Source organism: Streptococcus mitis (assembly GCF_047459985.1).
GTDB classification, from domain to species: domain Bacteria; phylum Bacillota; class Bacilli; order Lactobacillales; family Streptococcaceae; genus Streptococcus; species Streptococcus mitis_DZ.
This window is the reverse complement of the sequence record NZ_JASHHD010000012.1, coordinates 1-18,384: the sequence shown is the minus strand read 5'-3', so window position 1 is coordinate 18,384 and position 18,384 is coordinate 1. Positions and strand designations below refer to the sequence as shown.

The window sequence follows — 18,384 nt, the reverse complement described above, 5'->3', positions numbered from 1 at the left end:
GACCTCCTGACTCTATTATAGCATGAGTATCATCAAAAAGCCGATTAAATTATTCAAAGCGTGGAGAGAAATACTGTAGATGAGACCTTTTCTGCTAATATAGGCCAATCCCAAACTAAAACCGAGGCTAAAATAGACAAAAAATTGTTGCACATCACCTGGAAAATGAATCAAGGCAAACAAAACACTAGATAGCAGAAGAAAAATCAGAGTTTGTTTACTATTGTCCTGCTTAGGAAAGAGATAGCGTGCCAGCATCCCTCTAAAGATAAGTTCTTCCGTCAAAGGAGCAAAAATAACGATCGCAAAGAATGAGAAAAGTGGTTGAGACAAGGTCAAGTCTGTCGCTATTTGTTGATTTACCGAAGGATCATTTGGTAGGAAGAATTGAACAACAAGAGATAAGAACCAAACCAAGATAGGGAGCCAAATAAATCGGTTGAAGCCACTCTTCTCAATATGGACAGGAACTTTCTGATACCACTTGTAAATGCCGTACACATAAACTCCAGCCAAGGCCACATAAAGTAAGGTAACAGCATAAGGTGAAGCGCCTAAGGCAAGCGACGTAGTCGCGAGCCCCTGAATAAAGCCATAGATAAAGAAAAAGGATAGAAAAGCTAGAGAAAACCAGCCAAGGTTTTTAAGTAGTTTCATAAAAATCTCCTATCTTGCTTTATAGCTATTTTTCAATACAAAGAGGTTTGCTATTCCTAACACAAGTACCCAGGCAAGTAACATACCAATATTAGAAAAAGATATTTCCCCACCTTTTTTATTTAAAAGATTTACAATTGGACCAATAAAAGAGTAATCCAACACTTTCTGAACCGTATCATTTTGAGAAGCAATCGTGGGTAAAAAAGAGACAATTAACATAGGAAAGATACTATAGACTTGCGCTTTAGACTGAGTATCTGATACTGCACCGATTAGAAGGTTGAGAAAAATAATACATATAGTTGCTAGAAGCAAATAGATAGCATAGGCAAATAAATAACCAGATACGTTTACTTTAAGATAGATGGGAAGCACAATCATAGCAAGCAACATTATCAAAATCGGGAGAACGAGCATACTGAAAGTATATTCTGTTGCTGTCACACCACTTAGAATGAGTGATTTGAGATTTCGTTTTTCCTTATCTTCTGCCATCATAATCGATACCATATAACCACTTCCCATGCTCAAGACCATCGTCAAACTCATAGAAAGGAAATACGTACTCAATTCTCCACTCTTGTTTAAGAACTCATTATATAGAACAGCCAGTCCAAAAGGCAACAATAGAGTCGCCAACAAAGTTGAATTGCTGATAAGAACTTGTAATCTTAACCATAGTAGGGCATTTAATTTTCTAAACATCTAACTTTTCTCCTGTCAATCTGATAAAGATTTCTTCTAAAGTTGGCTCACAAGAGTGAACCACCATCAAATCTGTCGTGTCTAAATGTGGTAATTCATCAAATGGAACTATCTGTTCTCGTCCGTCGTTATAAACCACACGTACTTTCTTATCCACATGGTACTTCTGGATAATATCTTGCGGACTTCCATACTCTATTAAATTTCCCTTATTCAAAAGAGATAAGCGATCACAAAGCAGAGTTGCTTCATTCATATCATGCGTGGTCAGAAAGATAGTTGTCCCCGCCTGCTTTAATTCTTGAAGTAGGGTATGAATCATCTTAGATGTTGTAGGATCTAAGCCACTGGTTGGCTCATCTAGAAAGAGAATCTTAGGAGCATTAAGAAGGGCACGAGCCAAGAACATTCGTTGTTTCATTCCAGTAGATAGTTTTTCTGCGATAATATCTTTAGCATCTGCCAATCCAACCTGTTGGAGCACCTGATTTACTCTATCTGCCTTGAGGCCATATAACTTAGCATAGATGAGAAGATTTTTATAAAGACTCATCTTTTCATAAAAACCACTGCCATCACTAACAATACCAATTTGTTCCAAATCATTTGAGGTTAAATCTTGAGAATTCTTGCCTAACAAAACTGTTTTACCTTGATCTGCAGCCAACTGTCCTGTTAAGACATTGATCATGGTTGTTTTACCTGAGCCAGAAGGGCCAAGAAAACCAAAGATTTCACCCTCCTTAATCTCAAAAGAAATCTGATGAAGAGCTTTTTTGCTCCCAAAACTTTTGCTTACATTTTCAACACGAATCATAGAAACTCCTTTATTTAAAATAACGTTTCACCATAGGTAACTGCATCACATTGATATAAACATGGATAGCTCCTACAAGCAAGAAGGCTAGTAACTGAATCTCTCCTGTCAGTAAGGAAAAGAGAGCAATCAGAAAGTACAAAGCTGGCAAGACATAGTTATTTAATTGGAATAAAATCCGAAAACTCTGTTCCAAATTAGCCTTGCGCTCCCCTTCATCATAAGAATCGAAATGGTCCAAGATATCCTTTGGTGTAGAGAAAAATACTAAATCAAACTGACGAACAATCGCAATGGTCTTAAAAAGATATTTTTGAGCATTTAAAACTAACACTAATCCCAAAAAGGAAAGGGATAAGGTTATATGGCTTATATCGAGTACAATTACTTCACTTCCTGAAATGAAGAGAGCCAATAAAATCGCTACGCTTGCACTATTAAAAGCAATAGTTCCAAACTCGAGATTCCGATACATCTGCACATAATAGGTTTCATTCAGATCATCCTCCATTTCCTCTTGATACAAGGAGTGAAATTTTCTGCTTTTCTTTAGGAAATTGAAAGTCAAAAGAATGCTAATGAAACCTAATACTAAACAAATAGCTGATATCCATGGTATCAAAATTTTTACATCTAACATAATTGCGTGGGATTCAGCACGTGCCTTAAACATCCCTACAAACATGCCCAAGAAACCTCCCAAGACAATAGACATTAAAAATAACAATCCACGTTTCTTTTTCATATTCAACCTCTTTCTAAACCAATCCAACTAACCACTGACCAAAGGCTTTACCTGATTCATAAATTGCTGCCAAACCCTCTGTCCCAAGTGATACTAAAATCAAACAAACAGCAAACAAGAGAATAGCTTGATTTCTTGCTTTTTTCGCCCCTTCTCCTAAAGGATCTCTCCCAAGCCAGCCTGCTAGATAAGCATAGAGAACAACTGTTATAATCCCAATCTCCGTCGAAGAGAGGAATAAGAAGAGCGTCACCAAACGAACGATATTGGTCTGGATGTTAAAATAATTTCCTATACCTGCACAGACACCTGCAAGTTCTTTGTTCTCAGTATCTACTTGAAAACCTGCTAAAAACTCTTTCATAATTATTCCCCTCTTACAACTTCTACATTTTTTGATTTCTTTTCAATCCATTCAACTACTGGGATGAGGCCAAAGTAAATCCAAAAGGATTGCTCACTTTGATACAGATTAAACCAGCCTAAGTCTGTCCCAATCAGTAGAAATACGCTGACTAATAGAGCTATGGCAACTACATAATAGATCACTTTATACTTGTTCATCACTCGTCCTCCTCCAAGCGAAATACCGATTCGACTGTTTCCTTGAAAATCTGAGATATTTTCAGGGCAATGATAATGGACGGGGTGTATTCGTCCCGTTCTAGTAAGCTAATGGTCTGCCTGGACACGCCAGCTAGTTTGGCCAGCTCGGTTTGATTGAGGCCATCGCGAGCCCGAAGCTCTTTTAGACGATTTTTTAGTTGCATGTCACACACCTACTTTCCGTCAAATTCAACGGTTTGGATATCCTCAATGCGTTGTAGTTTGAATTTTTCTTTTCCTTTTTTATTTACACGGCGTAGCTTGACCCACTCCTCATCAACATCTACAACTTCCCAATTGTCTGTCCCAAAAACTTGTCCAAAGATTGTTGGTTTTTTCCCAATCAATTCTTTTAATAATCTTGACATTTCTTTATTTCCTTTCTGTTTTTGCTCAATTCTTTTGATTTTATTCTCTAGTTTCTTGACCCTTTGGGTATGATAGAGATAAAACATAAACACAAGAGGTACAAATCCTAATGCCCACATAATCGTTCCTTGCTCCTTTTCTCTTAACTTGCTTATATTGTAACACATCTTTTTCTTTTTGACAAGCATATTTGTCAAAAAGTTTATGATTTTTGTCATTTTGCAAAAGAAAAAGGTCAGGAGTAAGATCCTGACCATGTTCTTAGCTAAGTTTGAAGAAACTCGTTCTTCCTCATTTTTTTAATCTTGAGTGGTAAGCTTAGCTTTTTTATGATAATATTTTCTATCTATGTATAAGATTGTTACACTTACCAAGCTTAAGATGAATCCAAGCAAAGTACCTTTTTGTGAGAATACAAATTCAACTTTATGTTGTCCAGAAGTGATTGGGAAGGATAAAAAACTATTCCAAGCTTTCGACGTCGGTACATCTTTACCATCTACTTTCACTTTCCAACCCTCACTGAATGGAATCGAGGTCATCATAAACTTGCTATCATCAGTAATATCAATAGAACCTACGATATGGGTATTTGAAAACTTCTCGACTTGCATCCCTTGGGCTTTACGGTTTTCCAATACTTTTTGAATTTGACTAGTTTCTGCTCGATAGACACCAACATTTGACATATCTACCTTATCCGTTTTAAATCGAAACTCTAAGACAATTTCTTGACCACTTGCATTGTCTGCAATCTGCCAAAGTTGTCGCTGGGTATTTCTCTTGGAATGAGTCAACCATTTACCATTTAATAGGACAGAGTATTCTTTATCTGAATTGAGTGAAGCCGGTACAAAGAAGTAATAGGTCAAATCAGTCTGAGGAGTAATTCGATAACGAATGATAGCTTCTTTACTCGAATCCTCGCGGTTATAAATAGCTGTTCCAGTTTCTATATTCACTTCTTCTTCCACTAGATTTTCTGTCTCGACTTCTCCAAAGGCAAGTGGTTTAAAGTACTCTAAATAATTCTCTTGATTCTTTTGGACACCTTCCATAGAGTTAAGTATGATATCTTGATTCCTCACAGCATTATTGGTACCAAAGTTGATATTTCTCGTTAAATCATTTATTGCAAATGCTAGTGGGAATGAATTAGGATTTTTATAGACAATATAGCGTTCGTCTTCATAGACTTTCTCTGTGAAGTAACGATTCATGTCATATCGACTTGCAAAGCGATTGAAGTAGATCTTTTCAGGATGAGCATCTTTTTCTTTTTGGTCAATATCCTTAATATCCATGTAGTAGCGGATACCATACAGAGCATCGGTTAGAGGAGTCCCATTTTCGTATTCAGTCGCAGCATTGATCCCCAAATCACCCATATAAGCGAATTGGTCCATCGTCGTACGCTCCAAGCTCGAACTGAAGGTACTTAAGCCTGGATAACCCACAAGTGATGGGAAAGTCCGTGAATATGCAAAAGTGGTTGCTATTCGATAGAAAGGTCGATCAGCATTTTCTTGAATGTTATCAGTTACACGTTTTACAGATACCGTTGCATCTACAAATTTATCTACATCTGCGTAACTCAAGGTCACCTGTGATAAGTAGGCATTGTATCCTAGTTCAAATATCGTCAGCGTTGATAGTAAGACAACTGCTAATCGAGTCATTCTCGGACGTAATAAAGCAAGAATGACTAGATAGACAATTAGGGTTAGGACTACCTGAGAGAAAAGATAGCCCATTTGCAATAATACAACTAAAGTACAAATGACTACTGTCGCAATCAGCAAGCGTATTTTTTTCTCTTTTAGAGTTTTGGAGGATCTATCCCAATAAAGGTAGAAACCTGCACCTGTTCCAATCACAAGAAGAAGTAAAAAGATGACATAGTTGCTGGAAATAAACTGGGTCAAATTTTCCGGTTGTTTTTTTGGAAGGTAGGTGAATTCCTTGGTATAAAGATAGATTGCTGAAAGTACTAGAAGGGCAATTGAAATCAGTTTCCCCTGTCGGGAAGTCTCAATCTTCTCTTTCAGAACCTGATAAGCTAAAATTAGCATAAAGAAAGAGAAAAGCCATGAAAAGCGGAAGAAGAAACCTGCAGGATTTTGCCCCATGTGCCAAATCTTACTAACAAATTCGTTAACAAAAGAAATTAGGAAGACGAGGGTAACGATTCCAGCTGACCATCTTCTTTCCTTCAAGATTTTAGTTGATGAAAAGAATAAGATAAAACCGATAAAGCCGAGTGCTCCGATATAAATGTTCGGTAAATTAGGACCAGCTGACCAGCCTGATGTTGTGTCAAATCCTCCGATAGATAATTTCGACAATATATCTAAAGGATTAATCTGAAAGGCAAAAGAAAATCGCATTCCATCTCCTACTTGCCCCTTGCTTTCAAGCAAGTTGAAAAATACAGGAACTAGCAAGATTGAAGCTGTTGCTACTCCGAGCACAGAGTAGATGAAGGTCTTAAACAATGGGTGAATAAAGGTCTTTAATTTTTGTTTCAAATCACCTTCAATTGAGAAACGAGGAGACACATAATAACAGGCATACAACACGACAAAAATTGAAATCATGTAGCCCATATAGAATTGGAGGAGAACTGTTAAACCTAATACAAAGGCATATGGATAAGGTGCTTCTCCATCTAACAATTTTTCAAGATAGACAATAACCAGAGGAAGCATGATCATCGCGTCATAGAAAATAACGTTCATCTGATAGGAAACGAGCATCCCCGAAAGAGCATAGGCTGTTGAAAATAAGGGCACTAACCACAAACGTGAATCTGCTCCCTTATAACGCTTAATAAGGAAGTAAGAGAAAGAAAGGCCGATTGATCCATATCTGAGCCAAATGGTCAGAAATACTGCTAAACCATAGTGTTTGAAGGGGATAAGAATATAAAAAATATTAAAAGGGCTCATCAAGTAATAGCCTAAAACTCCTATCATGTCTCCACCTAGAGACTTGGTAAAGGAATAGCTTAGGTTACTTAAATCACCTGATAAAACGGCATTCTTTAATAAACCAAAAAAGCTAATGTACTGTTGACCAAAGTCAACTGCCATCAGACTTTTGTTCCCAAATGGATAGCTACCCATGAAAAACCAAACAATTAACATGGTCATCATCGGTAACAAAGCACTCATCATATATAGTAGTGCTTTAGAATGTTTTTTTCTAAATTCTTGCCAGTACATTAACCAATTGTGCATTATTGATTTCTCCCATGTAATTTTAACCAATCTTATCTTCTTTAGCTCTAGCAATATTGGTTTTATCAATAATAAAATGAGGACGCTGCTTCACTTCATAGTATATTTTCCCAATATATTCTCCAAGTACACCTATAAAGATAAGTTGAACACTACTAAACAAAATGATTGCTGCTATTGTAGTGAAATAACCACTCGTATAATCTGAAGAAACGATGAATTTACAAAACTCATAAACAATGTAGAGTAAGGACAGAGCCATACTAATAAAACCAAACTGGATACAAATCCTAAGTGGACGATCATTAAAAGAAATGAGACCATGCACTGCATAGTTCAAAGACTTTTTAAAACCAAATTTGCTTTTTCCTGCCTTACGAACTTCATTCTTATAAGGAATGACCTTCTCTTTAAAACCAATCCATTCATATAGCCCCTTATTAAATCGATTGTACTCTGGCAGAGAAATAAATACATCGACAGCTCTTTTACTTAATAAACGTAACTCGGATTTCCCGTCGGTAAGCTTAACATCCATTGAATGATTTGAAAATGCGTAAAAACAACGAGCAAAGAAACTACCTACTGCAGATTCACCTTCTCTACTCCTTTGGCCGCTAACAATATCGTACCCCTCCTTATATGCTTCTACAAAGAGAGGGATTAGGTAGGGTGGATGTTGCAAATCTCCATCCATTACCATAACAGCATCCCCAGTTGCATATTTAAAGCCAGCAAGAATACCACTCTCACGTCCAAAATTTCTACTAAAGCTGATATACTTCACGTTTGGATTTTCGCTTGCAATGCTATCAATTAGCTCCAGAGTCTTATCGCTACTCCCGTCATCGATATAAAGAATTTCATACTCAGATAGTTGTTCTGAAGAGAGCATACTATTGAGTTGTTCCGAAATAGCTTTATGTGTTTGGGCTAGAACTAATTCTTCATTTAAAAGTGTGATAAGAATTGAAAGTTTCATCTAAATGCTCCATTATATTTACTTTTTCAAAAAGGAGAGAGCCACGCTCTCTCCTCTCTAAAAATACTTATCTATTATTTATTAGAATGTTTACGTTTCAATACAACTGTACCAGATAGGATTACGATACCCGCAATGACTAAACCTGCTCCAACTGTTTCACCAGTTTGAGGGAGAAGTTTACGTCCCTTTTCTGTATTTTTTAATCCTTTCTGAGTTGTAGGTTGATTAGTATTTTCTGTTGTTGAATTGCTTGTTCCCTTTGTAGAAGTCTCTTCTGACGGAATTATTACTTGTGATCCGTCTTGATTCGTAGGATGTTTAGTATCTGTTCCTGACTCCTTCGTTGTGGTTGTCGAAGTTGTCGTTGGCTCCTTCGTTGTAGTTGTTGAAGTTGTCGTTGACTCCTTCGTCGTAGTGGTCGAAGTTGTCGTTGGCTCCTTCGTTGTAGTGGTCGAAGTTGTCGTTGGCTCCTTCGTTGTAGTGGTCGAAGTTGTCGTTGGCTCCTTCGTTGTAGTTGTTGAAGTTGTCGTTGGTTCCTTCGTTGTAGTTGTTGAAGTTGTCGTTGGCTCCTTCGTTGTAGTTGTTGAAGTTGTCGTTGGCTCCTTCGTTGTAGTGGTCGAAGTTGTCGTTGGTTCCTTCGTTGTAGTGGTCGAAGTTGTCGTTGGCTCCTTCGTTGTAGTTGTTGAAGTTGTCGTTGGCTCCTTCGTTGTAGTTGTTGAAGTTGTCGTTGGCTCCTTCGTTGTGGTTGTTGTAGTTGACGTAGTCGTAGTTGTGGTTGTTGTAGTCTTACCACCACTACCAGTACCTGAACCACTTTCCAATCTTGTCAAAGCAGTGATTGAGCGAGGGTTAGTGAAGTTTGTTGCTGACCAGTCTAATAAATTGCTAACATTAGTTCCCGCAGGAAGTTCTGAAGCTAATTCCGTTGTATACTCAATATACATAGCCCAATTCCAGTTATCACCGAAGTTAATTGTAAAGCCTGTGATTTTACCATCAGAATTTCGTGTAAATTCAGCTTTTTTAGTAAAGTTATCAATTGGTTCCAATTTAAGAAGCGCAGCTTCATTAGGAATTTTCTGTGGTTGAGTTGCATAACGAACAGCACGAAGAGAACCTTCTACAAGAACTTGTCCGTTATCGCTAAAGTCATCTTTGATAACCATGTTATCTAGCTTATCTTGAACAGCATTTAATAGAATACGCCATTTGATTCGTTTAGGATTTTCAGAATCTTGGTAACCATATTTCATTTCATAGTCACCTATCTCACCCGTATCAGTTTGGTAATTGAGAGTATATTGTTCAGTTCCAAACGTAAATGTATATTTCCCTGGCTTTGTCAAAGTAACTGTATTAGGACGTACAGAGTACTTTAAAGCCATAACCTTGTCTTGATAGTTCTTAGAAAAGTAGTCCGTAAATGTAATGGTTACTTTTTGTGTACTTGGATCAGTAACGGCATTAGCAACTACCTGACCGTCACTATGCAGAATTGGAAATTCTAACTTAGTTACTAAACCTAATTCCTTAGGAAGGTCAAGAACAAGGGTATCCCCTTCATTAATTTTCTGAGAATCTGGGAAAGAAATTGTATTTGTAGCTTCCATGGTCTTTCCAGTAACAACCTCAGTGTCAGCTGTCAATGGTTTCCCATCCACTGTAATAGCCGTCTTGTTAGTATAATTTGTAATATCAGACGAAAATACTGTTGTAAGTATTGTCAAAGATAATACAAGCATACCAACAAATGCAAACATACGCATAGAATTCTTTGTTAGATTATGCATTACCATCTCCTTTAATTTTATCAAGCATATAATAGCATTTTTTTACAAGAAATTCAAGAAATTAATATGTATTGAAAATATCATTAACAAAATAACAATTTAGCATTATTTATAATCAAATTATTTCTAATACACTGAAATTACATATCTTTCTTTTTATTACTTATTCCCAACATTGTTAAGAATAGGATTAAGAAACCATATAGTGATCATAGCAAACTTGACTGTTCCCCTATCTCTGACAAGAGCTGTCCTTGAACTACTGGAACTTCAACTTTTTGAGATTCTTGATTTGAAACTCCCAATGAGTTCATCTGCCTATCCTGTTTAGGAGATGAAGCCATTGGGATGCTAGCAAACCTGTACTGATGGTTCTTGAATCTGTTCTTCTACCAATATTCCGATTTCAATGATATCGGTTTGGACTTGCTCAGGCTCTTCTGAGCGAATCAATTCTTTCTTGAACTCCACTCCATCCTTAAGGAACCAGCGACACGCATCTTGTCGTCTACCTTATTTACTTTTTTGCAGAAAAACTTGTGTACCTTTAGCAAGTTCAGGCTTTTTAATCGTTTGCTTTTCACAATCGAGTTCTTCTACTTGGATGTTTTCTTCTATTTTTAAATATTATTTAAATCATTTTAACTGCTAAGTTCTTCCAACTAGTAATTGCTTCAAAAAAGCCAGGACTGATATCCTGACTCATTATTCTACTATTAAAATACTAGTTTTTCAAAGATTTCTGAGAAATTTTTGCTAATAGTTTCAAGTGAAACTTCTAGTTCTTCTCGAGTTTGATTGTTCTTGACCGTTACTTGTCCGCTTTCGACTTCGCTCTCTCCTAGGGTAATGAGGGTCTTAGTTGCAAAGACATCGGCCGACTTGAACTGAGCTTTGAGTTTACGGTTGAGGTAATCACGCTCTGCTTTGAAACCTTGTTGGCGAAGAGCTTGTACTAGTTCTAGAGCTTTGACATTTGCCCCGTCTCCCAAGACTGCGATATAAACATCTAGGGCGTTTTCGATAGGGAGAGCCACACCTTGCTTTTCAAGAATGAGAAGCAGGCGCTCTACACCAAGTCCAAAACCAAATCCAGCAGTTTCAGGGCCACCAAAGTAAGAAACCAAACCATCGTAACGACCACCCGCACAGACTGTCAGGTCATTGCCCTCGATCTCAGTGATAAACTCGAAAATGGTGTGGTTGTAGTAATCCAGACCACGCACCATATTGGTGTCAATGATATAGTCTACTCCAAGATTTTCCAACATTTGACGCACAGCATCAAAATGAGCTTGACTTTCTTCATCAAGGAAGTCCAAGATAGACGGTGCATTCTCTACTGCTACCTTATCTTCTTTTTCCTTAGAGTCCAAGACACGAAGAGGATTTTCCTCCAAGCGACGCTGGCTGTCCTTAGACAAGGTCTCCTTGAGAGGTGTCAAATAGTCAATCAAGGCTTGGCGGTAGGCTGCACGACTCTCAGGATTTCCAAGAGTGTTGAGGTGCAATTTGACACCTTGGATGCCGATTTCTTTCAAGAAATGGGCTGCCATAGCGATGGTTTCCACATCGGTAGCTGGATTGCTAGAGCCAAAGCACTCAACCCCAATCTGGTGGAACTGGCGCAAACGCCCTGCCTGTGGACGCTCATAACGGAACATAGGGCCCATGTAATAGAACTTGCTTGGCTTTTGCACTTCGGGGGCGAAGAGTTTATTTTCCACATAAGAACGGACAACGGGTGCAGTTCCTTCTGGACGGAGAGTAATATGGCGGTCACCCTTGTCATAAAAGTCATACATTTCCTTAGTTACGATATCCGTTGTATCTCCGACAGAGCGACTGATGACCTCGTAATGCTCAAAAATAGGCGTGCGCACTTCTGCATAGTTATAGCGCTTGAAAATCTCACGGGCAAAGCCCTCAACGTACTGCCACTTGGCAGACTCAGCAGGTAAAATATCCTGTGTTCCTTTTGGTTTTTGTAATTTCATAGGGAATCCTCTTTAAACTTAATAGTCTTATTTTACCATAAATAAAGAGATTAAAACAGTAAGAAAAAAATTAGGATTTAGATATCATTTTTGAGATTAAGAACTGTCAAAAAAATAGCTAGCAAGGAAAGACCAACAAATAGCATCCAAGTCAACTGTATATTCCATACGGCTACAAGTGAAAAACAAGCTGTTCCCACAGGTACGGATAAGGTAAACAATAAGCCTAAAAAATTACTGGTACGAGCTAAAACCTCTGGAGCTAGATTTTTCATGAGCATGGCACTAATCTTTGGTGTAACTTTACCACACACATACAGAGTTAAAAAGAGAAATAGCAAACCAAGCACGACTTGATTGAATACGTTAGCTAAACCAACTAGACTGAGTCCTACAGTCGCCCACATCATCAATCTAGGCAAGGACTGTTTCCCAACATAATCATTGCCCGTAAGGCTACTGATGATGATTGCTAACAAAGCACAGAATTGACTGATAAATAACGCCTCTGTGTAAGAAAAATCCAAAAGTGAATGGCTCAAAAAGAATATATTATAAATTCCACCCAAAGCGCCACCCAAGGCATTGATAAGCAAAACAGCAAAGAGCATAAAACCAAAGTTTTTCTGTCCACTTTTAAGAAAAACAAGACGTAAATTTCGATAAATCGTTAGGAACTGGTCTTTGATAGGAAGATTCTCATTTTTTAGTGATTCGCCATCAGCAGATGAAATTGACAGGCTCAATTTGCTTTTTCCTAAAAAGAGAACAGAGGCTGATACGAGGAAAAAACAGGCATTGATTCCTGCAACGAGCGAAAAGTTCTGTGTCGACAGCCCTAATAGCCAAACTCCGAAAGCCTGCCCACCAATCGCAGAGATGTAGGTAATAAACTGCGAAAAGGAATAGGCCTCCATCAGATCTGGCTCTGCTACTTTTTCTTTAACAAGAGGCATTCGCAAGCCACCAGCAAAATCACTGATGACATCACTAATGACATTGATTAAACACAGGCTAGAAAAGGCAAAGAGACTAGCTTGCTGAACAACTAGGGCTGCTAGAAAAAATAAAACTGCCTGAAACAAACCGCTATAGACCATCCATTTGACCTTGTCCCTCGTGTAATCTGCACGAATCCCTACAAAAACTGTAAAGAGAGTCGGAAGCATCATCACAACATTTGCCATAGCAACAGCAAAAGATGCTTGTGGCAGGGTCGATGCATAGACGATAAAAACCAGGTTGAAAATCGAAGCACCAAAAGCATTGAAGAAGCGTGACAAAGTCAAGAGTCGATAAGCTTGATTTCTAAACAATAGTTTCATAGGTAATCTCCCTTCTTGTTCTAATACCTATATTAAATATGACTATAGTATAGCACTAAGAAATTTTAGAGGAAAAACTTTTGAATATATGCAACACACAAAATAATACTCAATGAAAATCAAAGAGCAAACTAGGAAGCTAGCCGCAGGTTGCTCAAAACAGTATTTTGAGGTTGTGGATAGAACTGACGAAGTCAGCTCAAAGCACTGCTTTGAGGTTGCAGATGGAAGCTGACGTAGTTTGAAGAGATTTTCGAAGAGTATAAGCAAAAAAAACGATAGAACTTCTTTGATGGCCCGAGAGAGCTCAACAGTTCTATCACTTCAAATTTTAAATTATTTTCTTAGTTTGCAGATATTCAACAATCGGAAGTTTTTCTATAGTATTCGGCAGATTTGTTACAGCCTAGCATCTCAAAAATACGGACAGCATCTTCCATCTTTTTCTGGCCTTCCTTGACTCTACCTTGCTTGCTATCAAGAAGACCTTCTGCCCACAAATAGACAATTCGGAAATAGGTTTCATTTTCCTTGTAGAAATGCTCTTCTATGACACGTTTAAAATAATAGGCATTGGTAAATTCTTCACACTCAATGCTAGCTAAAAAGCCATTCAATAGTATAGTGTGAAAAAGGTTTCGATTACCAGACATTTCCATTAGAAAATCAGATTTTACCATTTCTCGTACATATCTAATAAAAAGAGAAACAGATAAAAAGGGAGAACTGACTGAGAACAAATTGAGTTCATAGATTCCCCAAATCTCGGTAGAAAACAGGTAATCATGAAGGACTTTCCCTTCCTCTGCCGTTAACTCTACGCTTTCATCCATGCTCTTCATATAAGACTTGATCATAATGGCATTTAGAATATGTTTCTGTTTGTTTTGAGAATGGGCATGCTTTTGATACTCCTTGCGATACAAGTCTTCGAGAGGTGCTATATTCTTTAGATCCAAGACATCTGTAATTTCTTTTCTCAACTCAGAATCAGTATCATACTGAAAACCTCTTGCCAGAAAGAGTATTTCCTCTACACTGGCAGATATATTTTCTAGGGCAAACAAAAACTTTTCCACCGAAAGCTCACTCTGACCAGTTTCAAATCGGGACAACATGGACGGAGAAAATTGTCCCCCAGTCGCCTGTCTCAGCGAGATATTTCTTGACTCTCGTAATTGTCTAAAGACTTTTCCAATCTGCTCCATAGACTTCCCCTTGATTCCGTATTTTCTTCATTTTATCATATTTTTCAGAAAATTCATCAAAAACTTGCCAAATTGTCAGAATTATGAGAAAATAGAGGATATTTATCAGGTGGAGGGACTGCTATGAGAGACGATATCAAAATCAATGACCGTGCTTTGGCCTTGCAAGACCAAATTATCGAAAAACTAGAGAAGGTTTTTGATACAGATGTGGAATTAGATGTTTACAATCTAGGATTGATTTATGAAATCAATCTGGACGAAACAGGTCTCTGTAAGATTGTCATGACCTTCACCGATACTGCCTGCGATTGTGCCGAAAGTTTGCCTATCGAAATTGTGGCAGGTCTGAAACAAATCGAGGGTATCGAAGATGTCAAGGTTGAAGTTACCTGGTCGCCTGCTTGGAAGATTACACGAATCAGTCGCTACGGCCGTATTGCCCTTGGATTGCCACCACGTTAATACTCTTCGAAAATCTCTTCAAACCACGTCAGCGTTGCCTTGCCGTAGATATGGTTACTGACTTCGTCAGCTCTATCCACAACCTCAAAACACTGTTTTGAGCAACCTGCGGCTAGCTTGCTAGTTTGCTCTTTGATTTTCATTGAGTATAAGCAGGTAAATTACTTTTGAAGATGAAAAGAAGCAAGCCGAAGTTGGCTTGCTTTTTAAGTTTATTTTTTACCTGACTTGTCCATATTCCAGAAATCTGTCACGGCACCACGAGAAGCAGATGATACGATATGGGCATATTTACCAAGGACACCACGGCTGTAAAGTGGTGGCAAGGTTGTTTCTGCCTTACGTTTTTCAAGTTCTTCTTCAGATACGGCCATGGAAATTTCTTTGGTATCTTGGTCAACCGTAACGATATCGCCAGTACGAAGGTAGGCAATTGGTCCACCATCCTGAGCTTCAGGAGCGATATGTCCAACAACCAGACCATAGGTACCACCAGAGAAACGTCCGTCTGTCAAGAGGGCAACCTTATCTCCTTGGCCTTTACCGACAATCATTGATGAAAGTGACAGCATCTCAGGCATACCAGGACCACCCTTAGGTCCAACGAAACGAACAACGACTACATCGCCATCAACGATTTCATCTGTCAGAACGGCCTGAATAGCATCTTCTTCTGAGTCAAAGACCTTAGCTGGACCAACGTGACGACGCACTTTAACACCTGATACTTTAGCAACCGCACCGTCAGGAGCAAGGTTCCCGTTCAAGATGATAAGCGGACCGTCTGCACGTTTTGGATTTTCAAGTGGCATGATGACTTTTTGACCTGGAGTCAGATCTGCAAAGTCAGCCAAGTTCTCAGCAACAGTCTTACCAGTACATGTGATGCGATCTCCGTGAAGGAATCCATTTGCCAGCAAGTACTTCATAACCGCAGGGACACCACCGACTTCGTAGAGGTCTTGGAAGACATACTGACCAGAAGGTTTCAAGTCGGCCAAGTGAGGCACACGTTCTTGGATCGTATTGAAGTCCTCAAGTGACAAGTCAACATTAGCTGCGTGGGCAATAGCAAGCAAGTGAAGAGTGGCGTTAGTAGAACCACCTAGAGCCATTGTCACTGTAATGGCATCTTCAAAGGCTTCACGAGTCAAGATATCTGAAGGTTTGATACCAAGTTCAAGCATTTTGACAACTGCACGACCGGCTGCTTCGATATCTGCTTTTTTATCAGCAGATTCAGCTGGGTGAGAAGAAGAACCTGGCAAACTCATACCCAAAACTTCGATAGCAGTAGCCATAGTATTGGCAGTATACATACCACCACAACCACCAGGGCCAGGGCAGGCATTACATTCCAGACGTTTCACGTCCTCTGCTGTCATATCGCCGTGATTCCACTTACCGATTCCTTCAAATACAGAAACCAAGTCGATGTCTTTGCCATCCAGTTTTCCAGGGGCGATAGTACCACCGTAAGCGAAAATAGCTGGGATATTCATATTGGCAATGGCAATCATGGAACCAGGCATGTTCTTGTCACAACCACCGATAGCTACAAATGCATCGACGTTATGACCACCCATAGCTGCTTCGATAGAGTCCGCAATGATATCACGAGACGTTAGGGAGAAACGCATACCAGGCGTTCCCATAGCGATCCCGTCTGCTACGGTAATGGTTCCAAACTGTACCGGCCAAGCTCCCGCAGATTTGACACCTTCTTTAGCCAGTTTCCCAAAATCATGCAAGTGAATGTTACATGGTGTATTTTCAGCCCAAGTGGAAATGACTCCCACAATCGGTGTTTCAAAGTCCTTATCTGTCATACCAGTCGCACGAAGCATGGCACGGTTAGGTGATTTTACCATGCTGTCATAGATGCTGCTGCGGTGACGTTTATCTAATTCTGTCATTATGTTCCCTCTCATATCAGTTTTTACCATTATAGCACATTTTTCGCATGAATAACAGAAGAAAATTCTTGAATTTTCAGAAAATTCAATACATTGAATTCCTCTTAAAAAAGATTGCATTTTTTTATTGACATTTAAAATTAAAGTGATATCATTTAGATATCAAAAACAGGAGGTCATTCTGATGATTGAAAAACTAATCAATTCAAAACCAAATGGTGTAGTAGCGTTGATACTTATCGAGTTGGCACTCGTACTTGGTTTCTTTATATTTATCATGGGTGTTGGTTCGGAAAACGTTTTTGGAATTATTATCGGGCTTTTATTAATCTTAATTGCAGCTCTAGCTCATGCTGGTTTAAAAGTTGTCAAACCTCAGGAAGCATTGGTTTTGACCCTCTTTGGTAACTATACAGGTACCATCAAAGAACCTGGCTTTTACTTTGTCAATCCCTTCAGTATAGCGGTCAATCCTGCAATCCACACTCGACTTGGTCAAAGTGGTGATGTTAGCACAAAAACTCCTTTTTCAGGGATGAAATCATCAAATGGCAATGATGTAAACATTGAAATTGGCAAGAAACAGATTTCTCTCAAAGTTATGACCTTGAGCAATTCTCGTCAAAAGATTAACGATTGCTTAGGTAACCCTGTTGAAATCGGAATTGCGGTAACTTGGAGAGTTGTCGATACAGCCAAAGCAGTCTTCAACGTAGATAACTACAAAGAATATCTCTCATTGCAGTGTGATAGCGCCCTTCGTAATATTGTCCGCATTTATCCTTACGATGTGTCTCCGAATGTGGATACTACAGGTGATGGGCAAGCGGATGAAGGAAGCCTCCGTGGTTCTAGTGAGATTGTAGCTAAACGTATTCGTGAAGAAATTCAAAGTCGTGTAGAGGATGCTGGCTTGGAAATCCTTGAAGCACGTATTACTTACCTAGCTTATGCACCGGAAATTGCTGCCGTTATGCTTCAACGTCAACAAGCATCAGCCATTATTGATGCACGTAAGATGATTGTAGACGGCGCTGTAGGAATGGTTGAAATGGCACTGGAACGTCTCAATGAAGGAGAGTTGGTTGAACTTGACGAAGAACGAAAAGCTGCCATGGTTTCAAATCTCCTTGTCGTTCTCTGTGGCAATCATGATGCACAACCAATTGTCAACACAGGAAGTCTTTACTAAAGATGGCTGAAGCTAAAAAAAAGCAGATTCCCCTTCGACTCTCAACAAAGTTATACGCTGCACTCGCATCATGGGCAGAAGACGACTTTCGTTCAGTCAATGGGCAAATCGAATATCTCCTCACAGAATGTGTCAAGCAACGGAAGAAAGACGGAAAATACGTATCAGAAACTATTGACGAACCATTTGAGATTGATATTTAACACCTTCTCCTGTCTGCCGTGTCGGATAGGAGAATTTTGCTAAATTCCCAAACTAACTTCCATCGCCAATAAAAGTGGAAGTTAGTCTGATAAAAATCGTAAAAACCAGTGGAAATCCGTGTCAGGGTAAGTTCCACTGGTTTTACTAATGCTTGATTTCAT

At 38.9% G+C, this 18,384-nt stretch carries 20 protein-coding genes; 4 read left to right on the top strand and 16 right to left on the bottom strand.

All coding sequences use genetic code 11. From position 1 onward, the window contains the following. Positions 1 to 15: 15 nt before the first annotated feature. From QM959_RS07230 to QM959_RS07170, 13 genes are all read right to left on the bottom strand, one after another. Positions 16 to 657 carry a lysostaphin resistance A-like protein gene (locus QM959_RS07230; RefSeq protein WP_414372382.1) on the bottom strand — a complete coding sequence of 214 codons (642 nt, stop codon included), beginning with the start codon at positions 655 to 657 and terminating at the stop codon, positions 16 to 18. Positions 658 to 666: 9 nt separating this feature from the next. Then, the gene (locus QM959_RS07225; RefSeq protein ID WP_414372380.1) at positions 667 to 1,365 is read right to left on the bottom strand and encodes an ABC transporter permease; all 699 of its coding nucleotides are present in this window, start codon (positions 1,363 to 1,365) and stop codon (positions 667 to 669) included. Continuing rightward, positions 1,358 to 2,182: an ABC transporter ATP-binding protein gene (locus QM959_RS07220; protein ID WP_414372378.1), complete on the bottom strand. Its 825-nt coding sequence runs from the start codon at positions 2,180 to 2,182 to the stop codon at positions 1,358 to 1,360. The genes QM959_RS07225 and QM959_RS07220 overlap by 8 nt, the downstream gene beginning before the upstream one ends. Before the next feature lie 10 nt (positions 2,183 to 2,192). Further along, the gene (locus QM959_RS07215; protein WP_084887291.1) at positions 2,193 to 2,927 is read right to left on the bottom strand and encodes a DUF3169 family protein; all 735 of its coding nucleotides are present in this window, start codon (positions 2,925 to 2,927) and stop codon (positions 2,193 to 2,195) included. 13 nt (positions 2,928 to 2,940) lie between these two features. Continuing rightward, a complete protein-coding gene (locus QM959_RS07210; RefSeq protein ID WP_414372376.1) occupies positions 2,941 to 3,291 on the bottom strand; it encodes a PspC domain-containing protein in 351 nt (116 codons plus the stop codon). A gap of 2 nt (positions 3,292 to 3,293) precedes the next feature. Further along, entirely contained in the window at positions 3,294 to 3,491 is a 198-nt protein-coding gene (locus QM959_RS07205) for a hypothetical protein (protein ID WP_414372374.1), read from the bottom strand. After that, a complete protein-coding gene (locus QM959_RS07200) occupies positions 3,491 to 3,697 on the bottom strand; it encodes a helix-turn-helix transcriptional regulator (protein WP_414372372.1) in 207 nt (68 codons plus the stop codon). Before QM959_RS07200 ends, QM959_RS07205 begins: the two co-directional genes overlap by 1 nt. A 9-nt stretch (positions 3,698 to 3,706) precedes the next feature. Beyond that, entirely contained in the window at positions 3,707 to 4,120 is a 414-nt protein-coding gene (locus QM959_RS07195) for a hypothetical protein (RefSeq protein ID WP_414372370.1), read from the bottom strand. 81 nt (positions 4,121 to 4,201) lie between these two features. Then, positions 4,202 to 7,141, bottom strand: coding sequence for a glycosyltransferase PgfM1 (gene pgfM1 / locus QM959_RS07190; protein WP_414372368.1), 2,940 nt, complete (start codon positions 7,139 to 7,141; stop codon positions 4,202 to 4,204). 22 nt (positions 7,142 to 7,163) lie between these two features. Beyond that, positions 7,164 to 8,123, bottom strand: coding sequence for a glycosyltransferase PgfS (pgfS, locus tag QM959_RS07185; RefSeq protein WP_247935451.1), 960 nt, complete (start codon positions 8,121 to 8,123; stop codon positions 7,164 to 7,166). A gap of 74 nt (positions 8,124 to 8,197) precedes the next feature. Continuing rightward, positions 8,198 to 9,916 (bottom strand): Ig-like domain-containing protein, encoded by a 1,719-nt coding sequence (locus QM959_RS07180; protein WP_414372367.1) that lies wholly within the window; start codon positions 9,914 to 9,916, stop codon positions 8,198 to 8,200. Positions 9,917 to 10,632: 716 nt separating this feature from the next. Beyond that, on the bottom strand, positions 10,633 to 11,913 hold the full coding sequence (gene hisS / locus QM959_RS07175; RefSeq protein WP_414372365.1) for a histidine--tRNA ligase: 1,281 nt from the start codon (positions 11,911 to 11,913) through the stop codon (positions 10,633 to 10,635). 77 nt (positions 11,914 to 11,990) lie between these two features. Then, complete coding sequence (locus tag QM959_RS07170) at positions 11,991 to 13,238, bottom strand: transporter (RefSeq protein WP_414372363.1); 1,248 nt, start codon at positions 13,236 to 13,238, stop codon at positions 11,991 to 11,993. A gap of 112 nt (positions 13,239 to 13,350) precedes the next feature. On the opposite strand from QM959_RS07170, the gene QM959_RS07165 reads away from it, so the two are divergent. Then, the gene (locus QM959_RS07165) at positions 13,351 to 13,473 is read left to right on the top strand and encodes a hypothetical protein (protein WP_414372425.1); all 123 of its coding nucleotides are present in this window, start codon (positions 13,351 to 13,353) and stop codon (positions 13,471 to 13,473) included. Between the two features lie 124 nt (positions 13,474 to 13,597). Here QM959_RS07165 and rgg read toward each other — a convergent pair whose 3' ends face one another. After that, on the bottom strand, positions 13,598 to 14,446 hold the full coding sequence (gene rgg, locus QM959_RS07160; protein ID WP_414372361.1) for a quorum-sensing system transcriptional regulator Rgg: 849 nt from the start codon (positions 14,444 to 14,446) through the stop codon (positions 13,598 to 13,600). Positions 14,447 to 14,569: 123 nt separating this feature from the next. Here rgg and QM959_RS07155 point away from each other — a divergent pair, with 123 nt between their 5' ends. Then, a complete protein-coding gene (locus QM959_RS07155; protein WP_001204052.1) occupies positions 14,570 to 14,911 on the top strand; it encodes a metal-sulfur cluster assembly factor in 342 nt (113 codons plus the stop codon). On the opposite strand, the gene QM959_RS07150 is transcribed toward QM959_RS07155, so the two are convergent. Next, the gene (locus QM959_RS07150; RefSeq protein ID WP_247935446.1) at positions 14,908 to 15,054 is read right to left on the bottom strand and encodes a hypothetical protein; all 147 of its coding nucleotides are present in this window, start codon (positions 15,052 to 15,054) and stop codon (positions 14,908 to 14,910) included. The genes QM959_RS07155 and QM959_RS07150 overlap by 4 nt on opposite strands. Before the next feature lie 69 nt (positions 15,055 to 15,123). Next, the gene (gene ilvD, locus QM959_RS07145; RefSeq protein ID WP_414372359.1) at positions 15,124 to 16,827 is read right to left on the bottom strand and encodes a dihydroxy-acid dehydratase; all 1,704 of its coding nucleotides are present in this window, start codon (positions 16,825 to 16,827) and stop codon (positions 15,124 to 15,126) included. 184 nt (positions 16,828 to 17,011) lie between these two features. Here ilvD and QM959_RS07140 point away from each other — a divergent pair, with 184 nt between their 5' ends. Further along, positions 17,012 to 18,019, top strand: coding sequence for an SPFH domain-containing protein (locus QM959_RS07140; RefSeq protein WP_414372357.1), 1,008 nt, complete (start codon positions 17,012 to 17,014; stop codon positions 18,017 to 18,019). Between the two features lie 2 nt (positions 18,020 to 18,021). After that, entirely contained in the window at positions 18,022 to 18,222 is a 201-nt protein-coding gene (locus QM959_RS07135; RefSeq protein WP_000796544.1) for a PTS ascorbate transporter subunit IIC, read from the top strand. Positions 18,223 to 18,384: the final 162 nt, after the last annotated feature.